Here is a 22,577-nt window from a genome sequence, read left to right on the forward strand (position 1 = left end):
AGGATCCGCTGCCCATGACGGCTGATGGACGCCAAGCACGAGACATCGACGAGTGGGAAGAATGGGATAACTGGGTTGAAGGCATCTCGCCCGTCGCCGATCCGGATGCATTCGAAACCGAACTAGACCAAACCATTCAAGGGTTTGACAGCATTCAGTCGGAGTTAAGCTATCGAAACGCCCAAGCTGCCCTAGATCGATTGGTTCGGCAAATCGACCTCACCGAACGAGAGCGATCGGGCTTAGAAAGCGAAATCCATCAGCTCCAGGGGATGCTGGAAAAGCTAGAGCATCAGGTCGTGCATATTGCAGTGTTCGGGATGGTCAGTCGCGGCAAGTCGTCGTTACTGAACGCCCTCTTGGGTCAATCCGCCTTTGAAACCGGACCCGTCCACGGCGTCACGCGCAGCAAACAGCAGGCAAGTTGGAGGATCGAACCCACCTCTGCCGATCTGACCGACGTCGTGCGAATTTCCTTAGCCGGAGCGGGCCAGTCGCGAATCGAACTCATCGACACCCCCGGCATTGACGAAGTGGAAGGGCAGGCGCGGGAGGCGATCGCCCGCGAAGTGGCGAAGCAGGCCGACCTGATTTTGTTTGTCGTGGCAGGCGACATCACCCGCGTCGAGTACGATGCGCTGACCGAGCTGCGTCAAGCCAGCAAGCCGATGCTGCTGGTGTTCAACAAAATCGACCAGTATCCCGAAGCAGATCGGCTAGAGATCTATCAAAAAATTCGAGACGAGCGGGTGCGGGAACTGCTTTCACCTGACGAAATTGTGATGGCTGCCGCCGCACCGCTGGTAGCTCAGCCCGTCCAGCGCCAAGATGGGACTTGGGGAGCTGAATTGGTAACAGGCCCGCCGCAAATTGATGACCTGAAACTCAAAATTCTAGAAATCCTAGACCGCGAAGGCAAAGCGCTGGTAGCCCTCAATACGATGCTCTACGCCGGTGACATCAACGAACAGCTCCTCGCCCGCAAGCTCGAAATCCGCGATCGCCAAGCCAACCGCATCATTTGGCAGAGCGTGACGGCGAAATCCCTCGCAATCGCCCTCAATCCCATCGCCGTTCTAGATGCGATCGGCAGCGCTGCCATCGATATTGCCATGATTCTTTCCCTCTCCAAACTGTACGGCATCCCCATGAATCGACGGGACGCCTTCGGGCTGCTGCGAAACATCGCGATCGCCATGGGCGGTGTCAGCATCACGGAACTCTTGACCAATCTAGGGCTGGGCTCCCTCAAAAGCATCATGGGCTTCGCGGCTCCCCTCACCGGTGGAGCCACCCTGTTGCCTTACCTGTCCGTCGCCGCGTCGCAAGCGGCAGTCGCGGGGATTTCTTCCTACGCGATCGGCCAGATTGCCAAACATTACGTCGCCCATGGCGCGTCCTGGGGACCCAATAGCCCCAAAACCATCGTGCAAGAGATCTTAGCTTCGATGGATCGGACCTACATTTTGAATCGGATTAAAACAGAGTTAAGTGCAAAATTGGGACCCACAGCCCTATAAAGTTACGTTGTTTGAAGTTTCATCGCAATTTTGTCAAAGCGGTAAAACCGCTGCTGTAAACTAAAACTCGTTATAGCATTCTTGACCACTGGGGTCACCTTTGAAAAGCATCCAACGGTGAGCCGTTAGATTATATAACTGGAGCTTTTATTCGATGTCACACTCTGTCAAAATCTATGACACCTGCATTGGTTGCACGCAGTGCGTGCGAGCCTGCCCGACGGACGTTCTTGAAATGGTCCCTTGGGATGGCTGCAAGGCAGGTCAAATTGCTTCCTCTCCCCGAACGGAAGATTGCGTTGGATGCAAACGTTGCGAAACGGCTTGCCCGACCGACTTCCTCAGCATTCGAGTTTATCTGGGCGCTGAAACGACGCGAAGCATGGGTCTAGCTTACTAGAAACGACTTCGACGCATTTTGGCACCGATTAATCCTATGTGTTGGGATCCTCAGAGGAAGCGCAAGCTTCCTCTTTTTACGTTGTATCGTCCGTTAATTTTAGGGAGGTTACGATGAATGGAATGAGCAAGATTTGGGTGAACGAGCAGATCGATCCGTCTGGTTTGCTCTACGCCTGTATTGCCTGTAAAAGCGAGCAACACGCGATCGCCTGTCACGACTCGTTTGAGAGCAATTTAACCGCGACCCAAAGGCAAGATGGATGGGTTGCGCGCCTGCGTACGGTCGAGTCCTGGGATGACGTGCCTGCAAGCGCGCTGAAGCTGAGCTACTAGCTCGCGCTGGAAGGACCGCCGAGTGCGACTTGGAATGCGCCTAGGATCTGGGAAGTCAGCCATCGTGAAAAACTTCGGGAGAAAACATGTCCCGAAGCATGTACAGGTAGGGAGAAAAGAGGTCTAACTGCTCCTTACCCAATCGAGTTTGAACTTCCTGCCCGATATACAGCAGCATTTGTCGAACCAGCTCCCAATGAACGTTTAATTTGGGATACAGCATGATACACAGCGGAAATAACTCATCTTGAATGATGGAAGGATTTCTTTCCAACAGACAAACGATGAGATATATCTGAAACATTGCCACGTCCCGCTGGCTGGAATTTCTGACAATGGGATCGCCGAGCAAGCCAGAATAGGTTTTGTGACCGGGGTAAAAGTCAATCACTTTCTGAACGACAACTTCAGACACTTCGGTACTGAAATCCAAGACCTGTCGCGCTGTGACCAATTGGGGGTCGTCCATTTTATACTTCCCCGCCGCGCTGTAGGCTCGATGCAAGGGCATGTAAAGGTGATCGTCGATCACCTTAAAGCAGTTTTCTAGCAGGGTTTTCTCTAAAGGGGACAGATGTCCCTGCAACATAGAACCCGTGTAATGAAACTGCAGGCTGACAAAGGCAATGACCCGTGGATCTGTTGCGGTATATTTTTTGCGAATGCGGGCAATGTCAGGCCCAATTAGGGCGGGTAGGCGGGTGTAGGTTGAGTTTTGAGTGTGAAACTCTAGGGCTTTTTCATAAATCTGAAAGGTATCTTGCGAGATTTCCCAAGGGTTGACGAGGCGTCGGTCGATTCCGTGGCGATGAAACTCATCTGCTAGCATCCCTTCGGTTTGAGACCAGGCTCGAAGGCTCACTTGCCGGAGCAAGTTTAACAATCGATCGGCTGCGCCCGCTCTCAGCCCTCGCTTGCTCGCCGCGGACTGAAGCGATTTATGGGTGACCGACGATAAATTTTCGACGTATTTCCGCGCCCACTGCTGTGCTAGGGGAGAAGGTTCTTGTAAAGACATGATTGGCACAGCCCCGTTCTTTGTCTGTTCTGTCAATAATAGCTTTAGACGGGAGAAGAGGGAAAAATCTAAAAAGTTCCCCTGACGGAAGATGTTAAGACGTTTCGATCGAGGCAACACGGACAAATTCGCTGCGGCTTCGGAGCGCGAATCGATCGTGTTTGGCGCGGCTAGACCGGGATACGGCGACGAACGGGTGGGCCAGTGGATCGAGCGGATGAAGCAGCACAATATTCAGCGCGTCTGCTGTTTGCTGACATCGGCTCAGCTCGATCGCTATTTGGATTTGCTGGGCGCTTATCGCCGAAGTTTCGGCACGGATCGAGTTTGCTGGGCACCAATTCAGGATTTTCAATGGGTCGAACGAGAATCCTTAACTCATTGTATCTTACCGTTTCTTACAAGTGCCGCTCGGCTTCAAGAGAAGGTCGTGGTTCATTGCTCTGGGGGAGTGGGAAGGACAGGACAGGTCTTAACGGCTTGGTTGGTTTACGGGAGAGGATTTTCTAACCAAACGGCGATCGCCGCCGTCAAACGCTCTGGCAGAAACCCCTACGAAGCCGCGATCGCCGCTGCGTTAAAAGGCCAAAACCCTTGGAAAAGTATTGCGAAATTCAACGCGCTGCTTGAAGATGCCCGTCAAGCGGGAGAAAGCTGTCAAACGCAATCGAGCATCTAAAAGCGCGTCAAACCACAGCATCACTCACCCGTCACCGAAAGCCCCTCCACCCAAATATAAGGACATACGCCCGACGGGGTGAGATGCACCTCTGGTTCCACATAAAGGATGGATTTCAACACTTCGCGAAAATCACCCGCAACAGTTGCGGATTCGACGCTGATGCGATCGCCCCCGTTTACCACCCAGCCATCGAAGGGCAGCGAAAACGAACCTTGCAAAGACTTTACGCCTGCATGGAGCGCCTGGAGATCGTCGACGAGCACTACATTTTCGGCCTCGGCAAGGCTGTAGGACTGCTGTCCGGGTTCTCCTTGAGAGACATGGTAAAAGTGGGGGCCAACCGTAATCTTAGAACCCATATTGGCGTGACCCGTAGGCTGCGCGTTCATCCGCTTTGCCGTTCCCGCGCTGTGCAGGAAATTTTTGAGAATGCCGTTCTCAATGAGAGAAACGCGACGGGTGGGGGTTCCTTCTCCGTCAAATAACGACTGGCCGACATTGGCAGGATGCAGCATGTCATCCGCCACCGAAAGCAAGGGGGATGCAATCTGGGTGCCCAGGGAGTCAGGAGTGGACAGGCTCTGCTTGTCTAAAATACTTTGGGCGTTGAATAGATTGGAAAACGCGCCCAGCAAACTCAAGAATGCCTCCGGCGAAAATACCACCGTATATTTGCCCGTAGGAATTTTTTGGTAATCGAGGTGGCTGATGGTTTTGTCGATCGTTTCTTGGAGGCACCCTTCTACGTCCAGCGTCTCGAGTTGGCGGCTCATCCGAAACGCACCCGCACTGCGAGGTTTCTTGCCCTCCTGTTCGGTTTTGCTATAGAGATAAATGGTGCTGATGGACTGGGCTTCGTGACGCAAGGCCCCTTCGCTGTGGACGTAGAACCGCTCCACATCCCGCTGGGACAGACTGTTGTAGGGAACGCCCACGATGGCTGGATGGGCTTCTAAAACCCTATGCTCTGCCTGGCAAAGACGCTCTAAGAGGTCGGAAATTGGCGCTTGGGGGACGATTTCGTTGGGGCTATCCGGCAGCGCTACTTTTGCTTCGGGGCTGAAATCTGGAGCGTGTTCCGTAATGCCAAAGGCACTGGCTTCCTGAGCCGTTTTGAGCGCCACTTCCAAACCTAGGGCGTCTACATCCGTGGTGCTGGCAATGCCCACCTGGTGCGCTTCATTCCAGACTCGGACGGTTACGCTAGAGCGGTTGGAAGCTTTGACCTGCTTGGGCGCGCCCTGGTCCACCTGCACGCTAGCGTCATCTACGGTGGAGCCGGAGAGGTCAAATTTATGGATGCCGAGTTGCTGGGCTTTGTCTTGGGCGATCGCCGCCAGTTCGCTGATGTTCAGCACGCGTAAAACTCCCTGAAACTGGATGTAGGTCTGTCTCTACTGTACCGATTCTGCGGGGAATGCTGCACGCTTTGGAGGGAGATAGCGCGGGTGCGGGTTGGCAAAGATTGGGTCGAGGGGGAAGGTTAGGGCGTGAGGATGGCGGTAAAATGCGGAGGTGACATTCCCCGCGTGGTGCCCTATGAAATTCAAAGCAGCTGATGTGCGAACTGGATGGGTTGTTTTAGCGCTGTGCTGCTTGATGCTAACCAGTTGGCTGTTTAGCCCCTCTGCGCTGGCAGCAGTAGACGTGCGCCTCTTCGATCTGTCCTACAAAGACTGCCCGCCGGAACTGGCTGCGGGAGCCGTAACGAGCGGCGGCGTTACCGCAGCGGCAAACTGCTTTTTGATTACGGGTAAGGCCGAGAATAAATCTGGCAAAGCCTTGCTGGATGCTGACGTGTTTGGCCGCATTTACGACGCCAACGGGAATTCCATTATGGAAAACAGAACGCGGCTCGGGTCCATTGAGACAGTACCTCCCGGCATCAGCGATTTTGAAATGCGGATGTCAATCCCAAAGGAGCTTCCGCCGCCCTTGACCCTCGAGCAGTTTAAGGCTAGCGGATTTAGTACCAAGGTTCGCTGACCCCTTGCTCAGCGGCTCAACGGGAATGCGGGCTACCGCACGCGCGGTCAAAGCCAACATTCGCGAGCTGCTCCACAATCCTCCAGGGAAGCAGTCTTGGTGTTGCAAACAATTCCCCCGTCGCAAAGGCTGAGTTTGGGGTTGCCTATGCTAGAGTCAGTAGCAGTTTAGGGACGTTTTGACGATCGCAATTGCGGGTGCTGGATGTCCGGCGATCGCTTTTCAGGTCGGAAGGGAAGCCATGAAACGCAAAATCTCGATTGTCTTAGGGACACTTGCCCTTGTTGCGGCGCTTCTGATGGGGAGCATCAAAGCAAGCTGGGCAGTACGGTCTGTGGCTGACTATGCAATTAGCAGTCCGCCAGGGGTTCTTTTAGCGCAGATGGTTAACAGAAATAGGATGCAGTCCTACGCGCGAGCTGGCGTGCCAGTCGTGGGATGTCAGCTCAGACCTAAGCTGTATCCGCCCCAGCCCAATATCGAAACGGCCTTTGTTCCGGGGTTCCTCACTGTCGATCGGTTTCGCGCGAGCACCCCTCAGGCATCCCTGACAACGCTCCCTTCCAGCCCGCAACGGTATCCTGTCGATCCTCAAAGGGATTCCGTCCGCCCCTTCATGCCGATCCAGCCGAGAGAAGAAGTTGCCCTAGCTCACCCGACCAACTTCGGCGAACGATATCTTCAAGATATTAACGGTCAGCCCGTCTCGAACAGTCCCATTATCGTGCTCCACGAAACGGTCAGTGCGGGCTGGCAAACCGTTAGGTTTTTTCAGACTCCCCATCCCCGCGATGAAGACCAGGTGAGCTACCATACGCTGATCAAGCGAGACGGTACGGTTTTCTATTTGGTCCCGCCCGACAAGCGAGCTTTTGGGGCAGGGAATTCTATCTTTGCAGGAGAGTCGGTTAAAACCAATCGGCTCTACTCCTCGTCGGTCAATAATTTTGCCTATCACATCTCTTTTGAAACCCCACCCGACGGGCGACATAATGGAAATACCCACAGCGGTTATACGGACGCTCAGTACAGGGCGGCTGCGTGGTTGGTTTCTAAGACGGGCGTTCCTGCCGATCGCATCACCACCCATAAAGCCGTGGATCGATCGGGAACCCGTCGCGACCCTAGAAGTTTCGAACCCGAAAAGTTTGCCCAACTGCTCGCCAGTCTTCCGAAGAGCCAAGAGATTAACATAGGCTGCCCTGTCGCCCAATCCGTCACAAATCCGTTCTAATGGGATGCCGCACTTTGGCCTAGCGAATCGGGCAAGAAAGGATCTATCCTGCAACCCAGGCCAACGGACGACGTTCTGGTCGCACCTTTTATAATGGGGAGTAGAGCGGTTCGTCTTTTCGCAAAAAATTATGTCTCTAAACCCTAAGGTTATTGCGGCTATCGAGCAGCTCAATTATCGGGTAACTGTAGGTGATGTTGCGGTTAAGTCGGGGCTAGAGCTACAGGTGGCTCGGGAAGGGCTCATGACTTTAGCTGCCGAAGCGAACGGGCATCTCCAAGTGACGGAAACGGGAGAGGTTGCCTATCTATTTGCCGAGAATTTCCGGTCTGCGCTTCAAGCTAAATTCTTGAAGCTCCGTTTGCTCGCTTGGTGGCAGCAAATTTGGAAGGTACTGTTTTACCTCATTCGCATTTCCTTCGGCATTCTACTGGTTGTCTCCATTTGCATCATTGCGATCGCCATTGTTGCGATCGCGTTCGCGTTGAGCAGTAAAGATTCGGAAAATGGCGATTCGGGACATGACGGAGGCTTTGGAGGGTTTCCCATCGGCTGGATCTTTACGGACTGGTACTACTTTTTTACCCCCAATCCCTACGGCAGTTCCCAAGGCACCCTCGCACCGACAGCAAAGAAAGAGTCGATGAACTTTCTAGAAGCGATATTTTCGTTTCTATTTGGAGATGGCAACCCCAACGCCAATCTAGAAGAGCGGCGCTGGCAGGAAATTGGCAAAGTCTTGAGGCAGCGCGGCGGAGCGGTTGCGGCAGAACAGGTCATTCCTTATCTGGAGCCGCCCGCCGCAGGACAATCCATCGACGATGCCATGCTGCCTGTGTTACTGCGCTTTAACGGACAGCCTGAAGTCAGCCCAGAGGGTGAAATCGTCTATCATTTTCCAGACTTGCAAACCTCCGTAGAATCCGATCGCAGCGCACCTGCGGCTCCTTTTCTCCAGGAATCCCCCTGGAAATTCAGCCGCGCTTCCTCGGGGCAAATTTTAGGAGCGCTCGGGCTGGGAAGCGTTAATTTTATCGGCGCGCTCGTCCTGGGCAAACTCCTCGGCGAGATCGGTCCCGCAGCCGGATTCTTAGGCTTGGTTCAGGCCATTTATGGAGCTTTACTCGCCTATGGCATTGGCTTTTTAGCCATTCCACTGGGGCGCTATTTTTGGATTCAGTCGCAAAATCAGCGCATCGCCGCCCGCAATCAAGCCCGCGCGCGCCAAGCCGAGTTACTCTACGAACCCTCTCAGGGCCTGACGCAAAAGCTAGCCTTTGCCCGTCAGTTTGCCCGCTCGACTTTGGTGGACGATCTCGATTTAGCCTACACCACCGAACAAGACTTGCTGGAGCAAGAGTTTGAAAATCAAGCCAAGATCGATGCCGATTGGGAAAAGCGATTGGGTCAGTCTGCTCGCAAGAATCCATAAACTCGGTGTAAAGACGATCTGAGGTGGGTCTCTACCGACCCTCCACCGCTGCATGGGGTTTAGGCCGTATTGGCTGAATCTTTGAGGGGAGCGCGCGATCGCCCCTTTGCCTGAAGCAGGCTATCCTCGTCATGGGCGAGAAGCTCGCGAGCGCTGTAATGGCCTAGTTTTTCTAAAGCAAGTAGGGCTGCGTATTTCAAATCCCAGATTTGAGTCCCCAAACAGGCAATCAACTCGGGAATAGCGTTTGGGTTGCCCAGCTCGCCTAAGGCGATCGCGGCGGCTGCCCTCGATTTTTGAAACTGCGGTTGGCGGTCGTGCAAGACCTCGACCAGCAAGTCATAGGCTGGAGAATGTTGGAGCCACCCAAATAACTTCACGACGTGAAAGTGGGCGCCGTAATCGCTCCGGGCTTCTTCTGCATAGGTTGAAAACAATGCAGCGGGTGCTTCTTCTGCATAGCGCTCCAAAATGGTTTGGGTTGCGAGGTAGCATCGGCCAAAATCCGTTTCGTAAAGCTGCCGAATTAAGGCGGGCAGCTCGGGAAGCTGCGCGTAAGCGTGAACCAGGCTTAAATCTTTGGGATGGTCGCGGAGCGTTTGCTCCAGATAGGGCTGTACTTCAGCAAAAGCGATAGAGCCGTCGGCCATGCCTGCCTCTGCCAATGCCCGAATCCCGCGCAGTCGAAAGACGAGAGAGACGGGACAGCGAGCAATATCGGGGATAGCACTGTAATACTTGGCATCCATTAAGTCTTGAATTGAAAGTCGTCGTGCGAGTACGTTGGGATGCTGCATCATTGCCACGACCTTGTCGATGGAGGAGTAATCTCGGGTCAGGCGGCAGACTGCTGTCATTGCGGCACTGGCTGTAGGCAAATCGGCGCTGTCTGCAAACCCTCGAATGCGCGCTAGGGCGGGTTGGTAATCCAAGTTTGCTAGGGTGCGGACGATCGTTCGATAGGCTTGTCCGGGTTTGCCGAGCAATTGCGCGACGGTTTCTAAAATTTCGGGATCTCGAGTGCCAATTTCGCCGATCGCCCAAGCTGCGTTTTCGACGGCGTAGCAGTCTTCGTCCTGCAGGCAGCGATGGAGCGCAGGGAGCGCTTGCGTTGCCCGCAGCCGCCCCAGTGTTTCAATGGCTTTGCGGCGCACGATGCGGTTGTCTAAAGCCGGATCGGTTTGCTGTACGGCTGCGATCAAGGCTTGGATGGATCGCTCCGTGGGAAAGTTGACCAAATGAGAAACGGCAATGTAGCGCGAATCTTCCTCGCCAATGCGATCTTGGGGCGTGTTGAGGAGAGCGATCGCCTGGTCTTCCGTTAGGTTGTAAAAGTTGAAAAATCGTGTGTCCATGACATTCGTACGGGGCTTTGCGCGACGGGCGATCGCAGTTATGGCCTTTCTTCAGCTCGGTTTTGGATTTGGGCGATCGCCAATTTTGCCAGGACTTGCACGACGGTTTCTGGATCCTGGAGTGCCGCCCGCAGGGGTTCTATGTCCGACGGATTGCCGAGCTTGCCTAAGGAACTGACCGCAGCTTTGCGAACTTCAATCTCTGGATCTTGAATGGCTGAAATGAGGTGTGGAATAGCAGGCGGATAGTTGACTTGCCCGAAAGTAGAGGCAGCCTCCGCGCGGATCGTCGGTTCTGGATCGCTCAGGGCGCAGACCAGCGCGCTACACGATCGATCGTCAGAGCGTTCCTGGGCAATGCGGGCGATCGCCCCAATCGCGGCACGCCGCACGTCAAGGCAATCTGAATCCAACGCTTTGTAAAGTTGTGCGGCGGCTTCCGGGCCGATAAATGCCAAAGCCCAAGCCGCATGGCCTTTAATATCCTCGGGCTGTTCCGGGTCGGACAAAATATCGAGCAAAGCCGGAACGGCTACTTCTCCAGTTTTAGCCAACGCGCCTGCAGCGGAACTGCGGACGACCGTATCCTCATCGTTGAGAAAAGAATGCAGGAGCGTTGGCACTGCACTAGCATCCCCAATAATCGTTAACGTCTTTGCCGCAGCCCGGCGCACGACTGCGTTGGGGTGGTTTGCCAAGGCTTCTCTCAACAGCGGCGTTGCAGGCGCGCCAATTTGACCCAGCGTTTCGGCAAACCGAAGCCGAATCAGACCGCGAGGGTCGCCCAACCCTTCTACAAGCTGTTGCAGCGTTTGCCGATCGGATCCGTCAAAGGTATCCAGCGCAACTTGCGCTCCAATGCGTTCTAATAGCGCGTCGTTCGCGGCTATCTGCAACGCTGAATCTTCTGCGACGCGGTGCGAGTCACCCATGAAGCGTTTCCTAACGATCGGGAATGAATGCTAACTCAGGTGCGATTGCGGGTCCGGCACTGCTTGCTGCTGCCGAAGTGCCTCGAGCTGGGCGTCAATTTGCGCCAGGTTTGGTTCTAAATTGGCAAGCGCTTGAGATTTCACGATCTTCGCCCGCTGTGCCATTGTCAGCGTGTCGCGCACCAAACGCTCTCGATATTGCTCGAGCTCGGCAATGATTTCCGCCAGCGCTTCGGGTGTTGCCGGTTCGATCGGGTTTTCTTGGATGATGTCTGTTGAGTCTGACATTTTAGTCCCCCGTTTCAATGTAGACCGTCGAGATTTGACTTCAATTTTCCCAGATCGAGCGTCTCATCGGAAACTCTTTCGACAAAGTTCTTCGATTTTGAGGGTCGAAACGCGTGCAAAAGCTGCCCTCTTTGGGTCGGTATTATTTGAGGGTAGGACGGGGCAGCGTTAGACTGGCTTTTACGCGGCTGTTTCGTGCCAGTTGTGGGCGCGTGCCTTTTACCCTACCTTTGCTGATGACGCTTTACCAACCTTTTCTAGATTACGCGATCGCCCTCTTGCAGGATCGTTTGGCGCTACAGCCCTACCCCATTCCGGTCGGGTTTGAATCGAAATCGACGATCGTCGGCAAGGGCAAGCATCGGGATGAAGTCCTGACGACGAGCTACGGCTATCAGGCTCCCAAGCTCCGCCAAATTCGAGCGGCCCACGTCCAGGGAGGCGACGCGCTCCAGGTGCTCAACTTCGTAATATTCCCGCACCTGAACTACGATCTTCCTTTTTTTGGCGCAGATCTGGTGACGCTACCGGGGGGACATTTGATTGCCCTCGATCTGCAACCGCTCTTTCACGATCCGGCATACCGCGCAAAATACAGCGACCCCATCCTGCCGATTTTTGAATCCTATCGGCAGCGATTGCCCTGGGGGGGAGACTTTCCAGAGGAAGCCAGCGCATTCTTTTCGCCTGCATTCCTGTGGACTAGACCTCAACAAACCGAGGCAGTCGAGACGGATGTCTTGGCCGCGTTCAAAGACTATCTCAATGCCTACCTCAGTTTTGTGGATCGGGCCGAACCCGCGACCGATGCTCGGGATTTAGCGGATATCGAGGCCGCCCAACTCCGCTATCTCCGCTACCGCGCCCAGAAGGATCCGGCTCGGGGAATGTTTGCCCGGTTTTACGGCCCGGAGTGGACGGAAGAATACATCCATGGTTTTCTGTTCGATCTCGAACGCCAGCGATCGCTCGAGGTCAATTAAGCGACAAAAACCTCACCGCTCGATAGAAAAAGGCTCGAGCCGAAACTCAAGCCTTTTTCTGTATTGAGGTTGGACCTCGACCGAATTAGGGATCGGTTGTCTTTTTACCAGAGAACTTAACGTTAATGGGGTTAGGATTTTCCCCAATCGAACGAGGCACGCTGTTGACGATGGCGCGACCTTCATTCACCTTTTCAGGGAAGACGCCATCACTGGGATGCAGCATTGAAGTTTCGCCGTTCGGCAAAACTCGATAAATTTTATAATCGTTAATTTTTTTGGCGCGGAGCTGGCGGAGGCCTAGCGCGAGACACTGCTCTTTACGAGCTAAGTACAGCAAATTCTCGCCAGAGCGCATCACCGCAGCACCGCCAGTCGGCATTTCAAAAACCTGCTCCTTTGGGCTAGTCCAGGTAATTGCATATTTCTCTTCAACATCGGCCTTGCTCAATAAGCCGCCAGTGCTGCCGCCAAAGAGCGGAGTTTGTCCAGTCAGTTGTTCTGCCATTCATTCTTCTCCCAAAACGGCACAGGTTTAATAGGCACTCTTTGAGGAGTAAGGCCAACAAGGCTGACTTTACCCGTACCAGAAGAGCGCTTTTGTTTGACGTAGCGATCTGTCTTTATAAAATTGCATTTAGCCAAACCTACAGGGCGCGAGGTCCCAAAGGCAGTTAAATGCAGGATCTTAACTATGGTCGAATCCTATCATCGCGTTTGACCGCATCAAACAAGTTTGTGAGGAACTGTAACAGTTCTTTAGCAGATGCGGCTGGAATTGCGGTCGCAAACGCTAGGACACCTCTTGCCGTCGGTTGCGCTGCCGCATGGCCCGGACTTGAGCGATGGCGCTCGGCAGGGTGAAGTGGAAGGTGCTGCCCCGATCTTTGCCTGGGGATTCGGCCCAAATCTTGCCCCCGAGGTGATGGACGATCTGACGGCAAATGGCAAGTCCCAGCCCGGTCCCCCCCGTCGTGCGGCGCAGAGCGCCCTCTTCTTGATAAAACCGCTCGAATACAATTTCAAGGCGATCTGGCTCAATGCCGCGTCCCGTATCGGCCAGCGTTACCTCGATCGTCTGAGCGTCCGTTTCACGACCCCGAATCCGAATTTCGCCGGGGGGAGTTGTAAACTTGCAGGCGTTGTCTAAGAGCTTTGATAGCACTTCTACCAGCCATTCGCCATCGGCCTGGACTAAGGATAGATCCTCGGGGATCTCGACTGCGATCTCGGGCAGCGCGCCGGGCTGACTTCGGGTTTTAATACTGCTGAGGGCTAGGTCTACGCACTCCTGAAGCGATAGCGCTTCGGTGTGCCATTCCACGCGACCGCTCTCCAAGCGAGACAGCGTTAGAAAATCCTGCACTAGCTTTCGCAGCCGTTCGGAGTCGGTCAAGGCGGTGCTCAGCATGACCTGCTGGACTTCTGGCGGCATGTCCGGTTCGTTGGCAAGGCTTTCTAGGCACACCTGGATGGTAGATAGCGGGGTGCGCAGCTCGTGGCCTGTAATGGCAATCAAATTACTGCGCGTGCGCTCTAGGGCTTCGAGTTGTTGGTTGAGATCTTCGAGTTCGGCGTAAGCTTGAGCTTGAATGAGGGCGATCCCGACTTGAGTGGCGATCGCCTCCACTAACGCAATATCCGAGTCGCTCCAGCGGTATGGCTCCAAGGGGTCGGTATGGTGCAGTTCCACAATACCCAACAAGCGCCCCTGGTAAAACATGGGCACCATCAGCAGCGAGTGCAGACCGATTTCGGCCACCCGATTTCCAAACGCTTTGAGTCGCTTCAGGCGGGGGTCGGCGGTGGCTGCTTCGATGTAAACCCACTCCTCCTGCTTGACGGCCTGGATAAACCAGGGATTGCGCTCTAAGGGCCACGCTTGGCCTTTGAGCGAATGCTGTCCGGGCTGGACGAACTCGTACTGAATGACGGCAGTTTTGTCGGCGGCCTGGCATTGGTAGAGCATGCAGCGATCGCACTCTAGCGCCTGTCCCAATTCCTGCACCGCCACGCTGAGCACCTGATCTGCATTGAGCGATCGCCGAATGGCCGAGGTCATGGAGTTAATCAGGCGTTCCTTCAGTTCCTGGGCCGCGATTTGGCGGTAGGCCTTAAGCTGACGATATTGACTGGCTTGGAGGTACGTGACCAGGCGATCGGCAAAGGGGGAGGGGTGGACGAGGGGAGATCCAGAAAACGCGGGACGAACGACGGTCTCTAGGAGATGTTGGTTTCGATCCTGCAGTTCGGGTCGGTACTGGCTGATGCGGTAGAGCAATAACTCCGCTGCGGTACAGCTCACCTGGCGGTCGAAGGTCCAAATCCCCTCAAACCGTCGCGACTGATCCATGTGGGGCAACTGCCCTTTGCCAGCAATTTGGAGATGTTCTCGACAAATCAAGCAAACGGCATACTCTTGCCCGATAACCACCAGATGCCACTCCTGACTGAGCCCATCTTCAGGGCTAAATGCAATGGTTTCGTGGACGCCCGAGGCATTTTTGAAATCCGTTTCTGGCGCTGCAAGGACGTAGACGTGGGGCGTTATATCAGCAATTCGTAAATAGCGATGGGCCTCCTGGCGGTAAAATCGTTCTCGCTGAAAACACGCGATCACCAACGGGCGATCGGTTCCGGCTAAGACTTGGTCTTCCATCGCATGGGACAGCGCGGTCAGGGAGGACTTAAAGTACATTTGAGACCGTAGCTGCGGCTGGGCTTCTAGAAGTTCCTGCAATACAGAAGTTGGAATCATCATCGACAATCGTGTCAGACCAGCGTTTAGCAATGCTGCCGAAGGGCTAGGATGCGAGATACAGACGTTTTTACAGCGTACTCGATTCCTACGGCACAAAGGCGGTGGTGGCGGGAATCTTTAATAAATTCGAACGATGGCGCGAGATTTTTATGTTGTACCCTTGGCAAACTGCGGCTGCGATTTCACACGCTCAATACCTGCTGACCAGCTTCCACCATTGGCTGGGTCGAGATTTACTCCCCGATTGCAGCGCCGATCCGGCGATCGCGGCCCATCAGCTGTTCGGTGCGCCCTTTGCCGTGCTCTCCCACGGCACCGAACCCGATCCGATCCTCAACTACGGCAACCAGACTGCTCTGGACCTGTGGGAAACAGACTGGTTGGATTTCACGCAGATGCCCTCCCGCCTCACGGCTGAACCGGATTTGCGAGAAGGGCGATCGCAGCTCTTGGCGACCGCCGCCCAACAGGGCTACCTTACGGGCTATGAAGGCGTTCGGATTTCTAAAACCGGACAGCGATTTCTAATCGAACAAGCGATCGTATGGAGAGTTTTGGATGATAAGGGCAATGGTTGCGGTCAAGCAGCCACCTTCGATCGATGGAAACCACTGGCCTGATCGAGAGGTCTGCGTATCGCTCATTTGCGAAGTAGATGGGGTCGTGTCTCTAGCATTCTAGATTGTATTTTCATACAATAAATTATGCGTACTTAATGCGCATTTAATGCGTAAGAGGTGGAGAGATGGCGACCGGAAGAGACAAAATCAAACTGAGTCTTGAGGTTTCAACCGAACTCAATGATGTTCTAGAGCAAATGGTTGAAAAGCACGTTGGCACCAATAAAAGCGAGGTGTTGCGCAAGGCGATCGCGCTGATGCAGGTTGCTGTAACGGCCAGAGAGGAGGGCAAAAAAATTGGAATTGCAGAAAAGGATCAGCGCTTAGCGACTGAATTTGTTGGCATCTAGGTTTGTGGAGTATGGCAACTGAAGACAGCCAAAATCCAGTTGACAACCATCAATTGGATTTAAATCAGATTGCCGATCGGCCAGAGTGGAAGATCGAGTTAAAGAACGAAGATCCGCTCGAGCTAAGGCATCGGCTTAGCATCGAAAGATGGGATGCCTGGTTTCGTCGTGGCGAAAGGGCTGTGGGCGTGATTACAGTACTCGCTGGCGTTAGCCTAATCGTTTGGCTCTGCTATGGCGTTGCCAGCAATCCTAAGGCATCGGCAGACGATAAACGCTGGTCTACATCAATCTTGGCCTCTATTGTTTCTCTGGGTGCCGGATACTTGGCTCCTAAACCGAAGTAAGAGGCCTCGTCCATTACTTCCGACAATAGCGTGCGAATGTTTTGAGTTAGCCAAACGGTTGGAGAACCGCTGCAACCTTGGCCGAAAACACCTCTAAGTTAAGCTCTTGCTCCGCTAGCTGGCGCGCGCGCTGGCCCATCATAGCGGCTTCGGCGGGATGGTCCAGTAAGTAGCCCAACGCCGCTTGCCAGCCCTTTACATCCCCTGCATCCACCCACAGACCGATCCCTGCCGCTTCAATATCCATCACGTATCGGCTTAAATTGTTGCGCGTCATCACGACGGGCTTTCCAAGGGCGATCGCCTCCAGCAAAACGGTCAGTCCAACGGCATTATTGGGTTTTTGAGGGTAATTCCCCAGCGGAATGGCCACGGCATAGGCTTTGCGGTATTCCTGCAACACCGCACGCCAAGGCAAAATCCCTTCGTAAAAATGGGCATTGGCGGGCAGCGAAAGTCCGGTCTTGACGCTTTCAATATCGAAACAGCAAATTTTGAGCTGGCAATTCAAGGATTCGATCCCTTTGAGGAGGGTTGCGTAATCTCGGTAGGTTTTGCCAGTGGACAAAATCAACGGCGGTGCCGAGGCGTCTGTTGCCACAGCAGACGCTTGGTGCGTCGCGATCGCTTCATAAAAGGGCAGATCGACGCCCCACTCAGCCACGGAAAGCTTCGCTTCAGAGAGGTGAAACTCATGGATTAGATCGGCTTTGAGCTGCGGGTTCAGACAAATGATGCGATCGTTGCCATCCACGCAAAGGGCTGTAAAGAGACGGCTGACCCATCCCGGTACAAAGGACTGGTAAGCGATCGCCACGAGCGGCGTTTTGAGAAGCTTCAGTTTTCTCAGCAAGGCGAGGAGCGGCGTCGTAAGGTGATGGGCTGAGTAGATCGCATCGTACTTTGACGCCGAGAGCAGTACCCTCAACTGCTGGTCGAGATCGCCGAGCACGTTGACTTTGCTCATAAGTTTTAGAAGCCCAAACTTTTGATAGGGCAGGATGTCAACCTCAATTCCATATTTGCCAAGGGTTGTGGCTCCCCACAGGTGTTCGGCCCGTGCCTGCTCGCCTTCGGCTTTCCACTTTGCATAAATGTCTGAAAGCTCTTGATTGCTGAGGATGAGTACTTTCATAGAAGGTGGCAAACCGCGATCGTCAAATCCAAACAGCCGCATGTCGAAGCGCCAACAAATCGAGCTGCTGAAGCTTGGCGTAAGCGCGATCGATCGATCGCGCCTGCCTTAGAAAACCCGTGTTGGCACCCGGACAGAGATACCGCAAAGAATCATCGTCAAAACGCTCTAAAATTTGCCGGACGCGATCGAGCTGGCGCGGCCAATGGAAGGTTTTGGCCGTCCGCAGCGGTTGAGGGCTGCCGGAGGCATCGGGCAGTAAATGACGACCGCTGAATAGAATTCCTTCGGGCCGATAGTAGACGCATGCCGAACCGGGCGAATAGCCGGGAGTCCAGAAAACTTGAGTGCTGGGCGTAATGGCTAAGCGCTCGGAAAACGTCGAAATCTTAACATCGGGGAGCAAATACGCCTCTTGTTCCTGCACCAATACCTGGCAGCCAAATCGCTCCTGGATGCTGGCAGCAGCCGAACTCATGCCTTGCCGATGGGTCAGCACGAGCCACCGAACGCCGCCATTCTGTTCTAAGAAAGCTCGAGTCCGATCGTCCCAACTGGGGCAATCGATCAGAATATTTTGGGGGATGTTTTGGGGATTCTCTACAATAAGATAGGCAGTACCACCCAAAGTGTCCCGATTAGGGGGAAACGCCCAAACTGAGTTTAAGACGGGCCTAGGCTCTTTGCTCATAAAGGCTCACTCCTGTGCGAGAGAGGCGGGGTTTGCTAGATGAACGACGATGACCGATCGTTGACCCACAACCGCGTATTTGTTCATTAACTCATGGTTTGGTTATTTGTTTTTCTACTTGGTTTGACGCTGTACTTTATCGTTCAGCGTAGCGTTGTTCGCGTGACTCGCACGCCGTGGTGGCAGCTTTGGCTGGCGTTAATGATTCCAGCTTTTACGATCGTGGGCTGGGCGCTCGCCCGTCAGTCTGTAGAAGCCATGCCCATGCCGTTACTGATCGGGTCTTTTGGCGTCAGCGTCATCCTCTACATCTTTCTCATTACCAGAAATCCGCGACTGCCCGCAGAATCAGAAGATGCGGCAGCGGCAATTTCGGGAGCGCGCGAAGCACCCCTCGATCCTAGCGCACCAACCCCCTTGAGTAAGGACGAACAGGAGCAGCTCCAAAGCTGTTTTCCGTGGTCCGTCTACTACCTGAAGAATGTGGATTTGCGGCCTCAAGCCGTCATTTGTCGGGGACAGCTCAGGGGAGAAGCAGAGGTGGCCTACCAAACCATTCGAGCTAACATTCAAGCTGCCTTTGGCGATCGCTTTTTAGTTTTATTTCAGACCAGCGCTGCCGAACAGCCGTTCTTTGCCCTCGTCAACAACCCTTATGCCAAGACCCAGCGATCGCTTTATCGACCGGGATTGGCCCTAGGTTTGCTCGTTTTGACCCTTGCGACCACAACCTTAGCAGGATTGGGACTGAGCGACCCGACCTTAGACCCCGAAACTCTTTCGAGCAATCCGCGAATCCTCGCGAACGGTCTGCCCTACGCGATCGCCCTTTTGGGCATCCTAGGCATCCGAGAACTGAGCTACTACTTTACTGCTCGGTCTTACAATATCGAGATTACCCTGCCCTACTTCATTCCAATCCCCTTTGCCTTTGGCACTGTGGGAGCGTATCTGTACAAGCGCAGCCCCATCCCACATCGTAAAGCGCTGTTCGACATTGGATTGGCTGGCCCTCTGACGGGTTTGATAATCGCCCTGCCGATCTTCATCTGGGGTCTCGCCCATTCCGAACTCGCGGCACTGCCCGACAAACCCGGCATATTGTCCGCGGATGCCTTTAATCCGAGATTTTCAATCGCCTTTGCCGTTCTCTGTCGCATCGTTTTCGGTCAAAACCTAACCTCGACCCTGGGCGTCGATTTTCATCCCATTGCCGTCGCGGGCGGATTTGGTCTTATCTTTACCGCCATCAAACTGATTCCCTTCGGGCAATTCGATGGAGGGCGCATCATCCACGCCATGTACGGGCAGCGGATGGGCCTGATCGTCAGCCAAATTTCTCGCATCCTCATCCTGCTGTTGTCCTTCGTGCAGCCCATTTTGCTGTACTTGGGTATTTTCTTGATGGTCGTTCCCGCTGCGGACGAACCCGCCCTCAACGATGTCTCAGAACTGGATAACGCTAGAGATGTTTTAGGATTGCTAGCCCTCGGGTTGATGCTGTTGCTCGTCCTGCCCGTTCCGGCAGCGCTAGAGCCGTTTTTGTTCGCCACAAACCCAACGCCATAGGGGATGCGTCGGACCTTGCTGCTGAATTCGCAAAAGCTGCTGCTGCAACCGCAGTTGTTCGTGTTTGGGCAGGCCAAACATCAGGTTGCGGCTGTGCCAGGTCATCACTGCGGCAGTCGCACCCAAACAGAGCGCTAAGCCCAAGGCCGCGCCTTGGTGATAGGCCAATCCATATCTCACCGCAACCCAGGTAAAATAATCCATCAAAAGCTGAATTCTAAAGCGCAATTGCCACAGGCTCAACGCCCCGACCGTCAGCCATAGCGCCAACACGACCAGCCAGCGTCCGTAAACGGTGAGTCGATGCAGCCGTTGGATTTCAACCTGGTGCGACGGCTTGAAGGATGAGTGCGGCAAGGGCATTCGCTGAGAATCCTGGATTTTTTGCATGGTCTTGCGGGTTCGGAGTCTGGGTAAATCGACCAAAGTGTTGACACGTCCGTAGGTGTCAAGCGCTGTTTGACAACCGCTTAACTGAGCGGGACTGACCGTCAAGAATTGGAGGAGGGATCGGGCGGGGCGGGGCGATCGCCGAGATCGATCGAAGCCGTATCTAATGCTGCCGCCTCAGGGCTGACCTTGGCTTGGGTGGACTCGCGCCACCACACCAATAGGGTACTGGCAATAAAAATGCTAGAGTAAGCCCCTGCCAAAAATCCAATAATGAGGGCGAGGGCAAAATACTTCAGCGTTGCACCCCCGAATACAAAAATTGCAACCAGCGGCAGCAATACCGTCAAGGTCGTATTGATGGAACGTCCGAGGGTTTGGTTGACCGCAATATCGACCGTTTCAGAAATCGATTCTCCAGGTTTGATGTTTTCGCGCACTCGATCGTAGATGACGACGGTGTCGTTAATCGAAAAGCCCGTGATGGTCAGCAACGCCACAATGAACAAGCTGTCTGCTTCGATGCCGAGCAGCAGCCCCAGAATGGAAAAAATCCCGACCGTAATCAAGATATCGTGAAAGAGCGCGACGATTCCCCAAAAAGCATAGTCAAGCTGATATCTGATGCTCAAGTACAGCGCGATACCGCTAAAAGAAACGAGCAGGGCGAGCAGTCCAGAGGTTAACAGCTGACGACCGAGGGTAGGTCCGACGGTATCGATCTGGCTCTTCTTAATATCGAAAGGACCGATTTTTTGGTTTAAAGCCGCTTCCACCTTGCCGCGTTGCTCGAAGCCGAGGGTTTTCGTGCGGACTGAAATGGCCTGTTGCTTTTCGCCCAAAACTTGGATGCTGCTATCCCCTAGCCCCTGTTCGGCCAAGACCTCGCGGACGGCAGCCGTATCGATCGGCGTGCGGCAGGCATTGGCATCTTGACAGTTGCGCTCAAATTGAAGCCGCGTCCCCCCTACAAAATCCAGACTCGGTCGCAAAGGCGCGCCGAATTGAATATAAGAGATAATCATCGACGCGATGCCCGCCAGGATGACTGCCACTGAAACAGTCCACCACAAGGACCGCTGCTTGCTTAAGACCAGCTTCATTGAGCAACCTCCGGTTTTTGGGGAATATAAAGCTGCGGTTTTCGCAGTTGAGGCGCGCTGATGGCCATAAACAGCAGCGTTCTGCTACAGGTAATGGCAGTAAACATGCTAATGACAACCCCTAGGGCGAGGGTCAAGGCAAATCCCTTTACCAACCCAGAACCCAGCCAAAACAGAGCGCCACAGGCAATTAACGTCGTGACGTTGCTGTCTAAAATGCTCGAGAACGCCCGGTTAAAGCCCGACTCAATGGAGCGGTACAGGGTTTTACCCGCCCGCAATTCTTCGCGGGTGCGCTCGAAAATCAAGACGTTGGCGTCCACCGCCATCCCAATGCTGAGAATAAACCCCGCGATTCCAGGTAAGGTCAACGTAACGCCCATCAGCACAAAGGCCGCATAGGTTAAGAGCGCATAGACGCCCAAGGCGATGTCCGCAATTACCCCTGGCAGGCGGTAGTAAACCGCCATAAAGACGAACACCAGAATCAGCCCTGAAATAGCCGCTACGATACTGCTGCGGATGCTGTCTTTCCCGAGCGTTGCTCCGACGGTGCGGTTCTCGATAATTTCGACCGGCACAGGTAAAGCGCCTCCCCGCAACTGGACGGCCAGGGTATTGGCTGACTTGGCGTCGAAGCTTCCAGAGATTTCGGCATTGCCCCCTGTAATCCCAGTCGCGGCATACTGGGCCGAGACGCCGGGATAGCTCAAGAGCTTGTCGTCCAAGAAGATCCCGAGGGTCTGCTTGGTGCCCGCAATGGCTTTGGTCAGGTCGGCAAATAGCTCGCCTCCCTTACCGTCAAAGCGCACGGCAATTGCCCAGCTATCGGAATTTGCGTTGGTGGGTTGGGCGAAGGCATCGGAGAGATTCGCCCCCGTGAGGGTAGAAGGTTCGAAAAGATCCCGAATGGCTTTTTGATTTGCCTTGATTTGCGGTTGAAGGGCGGCGATCGCCTTTTCATCTCTGGGGTTTGCTTTTTCTAGGTCGGCAAGCTGGGTATCTAGGAAATTTCGCTTTTGCAGCGCTTCGATCAGCAGTCCGTCGGTTCCCGGCTTCTGCTTGCGAAACTCAAGTTGAGCCGTTCCGCCCAAGACCTGCTCTGCCTGTTTTGGATCGTTGACTCCGGGCAGTTGCACTAACAGCTGGTCTTTGCCGGAAGTCTGCACCAGTGCTTCTGAAACCCCTAGCCCGTTAATGCGGCCCTCAACAACCTTTTGAACCCCTTCTAGAACTTGAGGGGTGATTTCCTTGACCTTATCTGTTGTCTTAACTTGAAGCGTTAATTGCGACCCGCCCCTGAGGTCCAATCCCAAGCGGGCTGGAATCTGGTTGATGGCAATAATGGCTCCCACCATCAACAGCAAAATAAAAGCGAGAAAAAACCGTTGTTTACCAATCACGAGACCATTACCCAAGAATGAACGAGCCTGTCCGTACCCCTAC

The 22,577-nt window shown here is 54.2% G+C and carries 24 protein-coding genes; 12 read left to right on the forward strand and 12 right to left on the reverse strand.

The annotated features are described in order from the left end of the window. Positions 1-14 precede the first annotated feature (14 nt). The 3 genes from R6H26_RS21070 (at position 15) to R6H26_RS21080 (ending at position 2,255) form a co-directional block, all read left to right on the forward strand. Positions 15-1,520 (forward strand): DUF697 domain-containing protein, encoded by a 1,506-nt coding sequence (locus R6H26_RS21070; protein ID WP_404785275.1) that lies wholly within the window; start codon positions 15-17, stop codon positions 1,518-1,520. A 154-nt stretch (positions 1,521-1,674) separates the two neighbouring features. Then, positions 1,675-1,920, forward strand: coding sequence for a photosystem I iron-sulfur center protein PsaC (gene psaC / locus R6H26_RS21075; protein ID WP_006515950.1), 246 nt, complete (start codon positions 1,675-1,677; stop codon positions 1,918-1,920). A gap of 113 nt (positions 1,921-2,033) precedes the next feature. Beyond that, on the forward strand, positions 2,034-2,255 hold the full coding sequence (locus R6H26_RS21080) for a glycogen debranching protein (protein ID WP_404785278.1): 222 nt from the start codon (positions 2,034-2,036) through the stop codon (positions 2,253-2,255). Between the two features lie 55 nt (positions 2,256-2,310). Here R6H26_RS21080 and R6H26_RS21085 read toward each other — a convergent pair whose 3' ends face one another. Then, positions 2,311-3,273, reverse strand: coding sequence for a hypothetical protein (locus tag R6H26_RS21085; protein ID WP_404785279.1), 963 nt, complete (start codon positions 3,271-3,273; stop codon positions 2,311-2,313). A gap of 91 nt (positions 3,274-3,364) precedes the next feature. On the opposite strand from R6H26_RS21085, the gene R6H26_RS21090 reads away from it, so the two are divergent. Further along, positions 3,365-3,952 (forward strand): dual specificity protein phosphatase family protein, encoded by a 588-nt coding sequence (locus R6H26_RS21090; RefSeq protein ID WP_404785281.1) that lies wholly within the window; start codon positions 3,365-3,367, stop codon positions 3,950-3,952. Between the two features lie 20 nt (positions 3,953-3,972). On the opposite strand, the gene R6H26_RS21095 is transcribed toward R6H26_RS21090, so the two are convergent. Next, entirely contained in the window at positions 3,973-5,313 is a 1,341-nt protein-coding gene (locus R6H26_RS21095; protein WP_404785283.1) for a TldD/PmbA family protein, read from the reverse strand. A 181-nt stretch (positions 5,314-5,494) separates the two neighbouring features. On the opposite strand from R6H26_RS21095, the gene R6H26_RS21100 reads away from it, so the two are divergent. The 3 genes from R6H26_RS21100 (at position 5,495) to R6H26_RS21110 (ending at position 8,607) form a co-directional block, all read left to right on the forward strand. Continuing rightward, positions 5,495-5,941 (forward strand): hypothetical protein, encoded by a 447-nt coding sequence (locus R6H26_RS21100; protein WP_404785284.1) that lies wholly within the window; start codon positions 5,495-5,497, stop codon positions 5,939-5,941. A 178-nt stretch (positions 5,942-6,119) separates the two neighbouring features. Next, positions 6,120-7,175, forward strand: coding sequence for a peptidoglycan recognition family protein (locus tag R6H26_RS21105; protein WP_404785285.1), 1,056 nt, complete (start codon positions 6,120-6,122; stop codon positions 7,173-7,175). A gap of 130 nt (positions 7,176-7,305) precedes the next feature. After that, positions 7,306-8,607, forward strand: coding sequence for a hypothetical protein (locus tag R6H26_RS21110; RefSeq protein WP_404785287.1), 1,302 nt, complete (start codon positions 7,306-7,308; stop codon positions 8,605-8,607). Positions 8,608-8,666: 59 nt separating this feature from the next. On the opposite strand, the gene R6H26_RS21115 is transcribed toward R6H26_RS21110, so the two are convergent. From R6H26_RS21115 to R6H26_RS21125, 3 genes are read right to left on the reverse strand one after another with little or no spacing between them, the layout of a single operon-like run. Continuing rightward, positions 8,667-9,962 carry a HEAT repeat domain-containing protein gene (locus R6H26_RS21115; RefSeq protein WP_404785289.1) on the reverse strand — a complete coding sequence of 432 codons (1,296 nt, stop codon included), beginning with the start codon at positions 9,960-9,962 and terminating at the stop codon, positions 8,667-8,669. A 38-nt stretch (positions 9,963-10,000) separates the two neighbouring features. Continuing rightward, positions 10,001-10,894, reverse strand: a complete 894-nt coding sequence (locus R6H26_RS21120; protein WP_404785290.1) for a HEAT repeat domain-containing protein — start codon at positions 10,892-10,894, stop codon at positions 10,001-10,003. 30 nt (positions 10,895-10,924) lie between these two features. Then, positions 10,925-11,182: a hypothetical protein gene (locus R6H26_RS21125; RefSeq protein WP_404785292.1), complete on the reverse strand. Its 258-nt coding sequence runs from the start codon at positions 11,180-11,182 to the stop codon at positions 10,925-10,927. Positions 11,183-11,295: 113 nt separating this feature from the next. Here R6H26_RS21125 and R6H26_RS21130 point away from each other — a divergent pair, with 113 nt between their 5' ends. Further along, positions 11,296-12,165 (forward strand): phycoerythrobilin:ferredoxin oxidoreductase, encoded by an 870-nt coding sequence (locus R6H26_RS21130; RefSeq protein WP_404785294.1) that lies wholly within the window; start codon positions 11,296-11,298, stop codon positions 12,163-12,165. Positions 12,166-12,250: 85 nt separating this feature from the next. On the opposite strand, the gene R6H26_RS21135 is transcribed toward R6H26_RS21130, so the two are convergent. Then, positions 12,251-12,673: a photosystem I reaction center subunit II PsaD gene (locus tag R6H26_RS21135; RefSeq protein ID WP_404785296.1), complete on the reverse strand. Its 423-nt coding sequence runs from the start codon at positions 12,671-12,673 to the stop codon at positions 12,251-12,253. A 285-nt stretch (positions 12,674-12,958) separates the two neighbouring features. After that, positions 12,959-14,926 (reverse strand): DICT sensory domain-containing protein, encoded by a 1,968-nt coding sequence (locus R6H26_RS21140; RefSeq protein WP_404785298.1) that lies wholly within the window; start codon positions 14,924-14,926, stop codon positions 12,959-12,961. A 149-nt stretch (positions 14,927-15,075) separates the two neighbouring features. Between R6H26_RS21140 and R6H26_RS21145 the strand changes: the two genes are divergently transcribed. The 3 genes from R6H26_RS21145 (at position 15,076) to R6H26_RS21155 (ending at position 16,243) form a co-directional block, all read left to right on the forward strand. Continuing rightward, entirely contained in the window at positions 15,076-15,546 is a 471-nt protein-coding gene (locus R6H26_RS21145; RefSeq protein WP_404785299.1) for an MEKHLA domain-containing protein, read from the forward strand. A gap of 125 nt (positions 15,547-15,671) precedes the next feature. After that, on the forward strand, positions 15,672-15,896 hold the full coding sequence (locus R6H26_RS21150; protein ID WP_404785301.1) for a DNA-binding protein: 225 nt from the start codon (positions 15,672-15,674) through the stop codon (positions 15,894-15,896). A gap of 11 nt (positions 15,897-15,907) precedes the next feature. Continuing rightward, positions 15,908-16,243, forward strand: coding sequence for a hypothetical protein (locus tag R6H26_RS21155; RefSeq protein WP_404785303.1), 336 nt, complete (start codon positions 15,908-15,910; stop codon positions 16,241-16,243). Between the two features lie 46 nt (positions 16,244-16,289). Here the strand turns inward: R6H26_RS21155 and R6H26_RS21160 are convergent, their stop codons facing one another. Together R6H26_RS21160 and R6H26_RS21165 are read right to left on the reverse strand one after the other, a co-directional pair. After that, positions 16,290-17,420, reverse strand: coding sequence for a glycosyltransferase (locus R6H26_RS21160; protein ID WP_404785305.1), 1,131 nt, complete (start codon positions 17,418-17,420; stop codon positions 16,290-16,292). Next, on the reverse strand, positions 17,401-18,069 hold the full coding sequence (locus R6H26_RS21165) for an MBL fold metallo-hydrolase (RefSeq protein ID WP_404785306.1): 669 nt from the start codon (positions 18,067-18,069) through the stop codon (positions 17,401-17,403). The genes R6H26_RS21160 and R6H26_RS21165 overlap by 20 nt, the downstream gene beginning before the upstream one ends. Positions 18,070-18,162: 93 nt before the next feature. Between R6H26_RS21165 and R6H26_RS21170 the strand changes: the two genes are divergently transcribed. Further along, complete coding sequence (locus tag R6H26_RS21170) at positions 18,163-19,638, forward strand: site-2 protease family protein (protein ID WP_404785308.1); 1,476 nt, start codon at positions 18,163-18,165, stop codon at positions 19,636-19,638. Here the strand turns inward: R6H26_RS21170 and R6H26_RS21175 are convergent. From R6H26_RS21175 to secD, 3 genes are read right to left on the reverse strand one after another with little or no spacing between them, the layout of a single operon-like run. Further along, on the reverse strand, positions 19,600-20,133 hold the full coding sequence (locus R6H26_RS21175; RefSeq protein ID WP_404785310.1) for a hypothetical protein: 534 nt from the start codon (positions 20,131-20,133) through the stop codon (positions 19,600-19,602). The genes R6H26_RS21170 and R6H26_RS21175 overlap by 39 nt on opposite strands. Further along, positions 20,130-21,131: a protein translocase subunit SecF gene (gene secF / locus R6H26_RS21180; protein ID WP_404785311.1), complete on the reverse strand. Its 1,002-nt coding sequence runs from the start codon at positions 21,129-21,131 to the stop codon at positions 20,130-20,132. The genes R6H26_RS21175 and secF overlap by 4 nt, the downstream gene beginning before the upstream one ends. Beyond that, entirely contained in the window at positions 21,128-22,531 is a 1,404-nt protein-coding gene (gene secD / locus R6H26_RS21185) for a protein translocase subunit SecD (RefSeq protein WP_404791397.1), read from the reverse strand. The genes secF and secD overlap by 4 nt, the downstream gene beginning before the upstream one ends. Between the last annotated feature and the right edge of the window lie 46 nt (positions 22,532-22,577).

It is taken from the genome of Altericista sp. CCNU0014 (assembly GCF_044923475.1).
Taxonomy (GTDB): Bacteria; Cyanobacteriota; Cyanobacteriia; order Thermosynechococcales; family Thermosynechococcaceae; genus JAAURS01.

Excerpts from the sequence above, each read along its gene's own strand:
- R6H26_RS21070 (WP_404785275.1), top strand. The coding sequence starts at position 15 with ATGACGGCTGATGGACGCCAAGCACGAGACATCGACGAGTGGGAAGAA.
- psaC (WP_006515950.1), top strand. The coding sequence starts at position 1,675 with ATGTCACACTCTGTCAAAATCTATGACACCTGCATTGGTTGCACGCAG.
- R6H26_RS21080 (WP_404785278.1), top strand. The coding sequence starts at position 2,034 with ATGAATGGAATGAGCAAGATTTGGGTGAACGAGCAGATCGATCCGTCT.
- R6H26_RS21085 (WP_404785279.1), bottom strand. The coding sequence starts at position 3,273 with ATGTCTTTACAAGAACCTTCTCCCCTAGCACAGCAGTGGGCGCGGAAA.
- R6H26_RS21090 (WP_404785281.1), top strand. The coding sequence starts at position 3,365 with ATGTTAAGACGTTTCGATCGAGGCAACACGGACAAATTCGCTGCGGCT.
- R6H26_RS21100 (WP_404785284.1), top strand. The coding sequence starts at position 5,495 with ATGAAATTCAAAGCAGCTGATGTGCGAACTGGATGGGTTGTTTTAGCG.
- R6H26_RS21110 (WP_404785287.1), top strand. The coding sequence starts at position 7,306 with ATGTCTCTAAACCCTAAGGTTATTGCGGCTATCGAGCAGCTCAATTAT.
- R6H26_RS21115 (WP_404785289.1), bottom strand. The coding sequence starts at position 9,962 with ATGGACACACGATTTTTCAACTTTTACAACCTAACGGAAGACCAGGCG.
- R6H26_RS21120 (WP_404785290.1), bottom strand. The coding sequence starts at position 10,894 with ATGGGTGACTCGCACCGCGTCGCAGAAGATTCAGCGTTGCAGATAGCC.
- R6H26_RS21125 (WP_404785292.1), bottom strand. The coding sequence starts at position 11,182 with ATGTCAGACTCAACAGACATCATCCAAGAAAACCCGATCGAACCGGCA.
- R6H26_RS21135 (WP_404785296.1), bottom strand. The coding sequence starts at position 12,673 with ATGGCAGAACAACTGACTGGACAAACTCCGCTCTTTGGCGGCAGCACT.
- R6H26_RS21140 (WP_404785298.1), bottom strand. The coding sequence starts at position 14,926 with ATGATGATTCCAACTTCTGTATTGCAGGAACTTCTAGAAGCCCAGCCG.
- R6H26_RS21145 (WP_404785299.1), top strand. The coding sequence starts at position 15,076 with ATGTTGTACCCTTGGCAAACTGCGGCTGCGATTTCACACGCTCAATAC.
- R6H26_RS21150 (WP_404785301.1), top strand. The coding sequence starts at position 15,672 with ATGGCGACCGGAAGAGACAAAATCAAACTGAGTCTTGAGGTTTCAACC.
- R6H26_RS21155 (WP_404785303.1), top strand. The coding sequence starts at position 15,908 with ATGGCAACTGAAGACAGCCAAAATCCAGTTGACAACCATCAATTGGAT.
- R6H26_RS21160 (WP_404785305.1), bottom strand. The coding sequence starts at position 17,420 with ATGCGGCTGTTTGGATTTGACGATCGCGGTTTGCCACCTTCTATGAAA.
- R6H26_RS21165 (WP_404785306.1), bottom strand. The coding sequence starts at position 18,069 with ATGAGCAAAGAGCCTAGGCCCGTCTTAAACTCAGTTTGGGCGTTTCCC.
- R6H26_RS21170 (WP_404785308.1), top strand. The coding sequence starts at position 18,163 with ATGGTTTGGTTATTTGTTTTTCTACTTGGTTTGACGCTGTACTTTATC.
- secF (WP_404785311.1), bottom strand. The coding sequence starts at position 21,131 with ATGAAGCTGGTCTTAAGCAAGCAGCGGTCCTTGTGGTGGACTGTTTCA.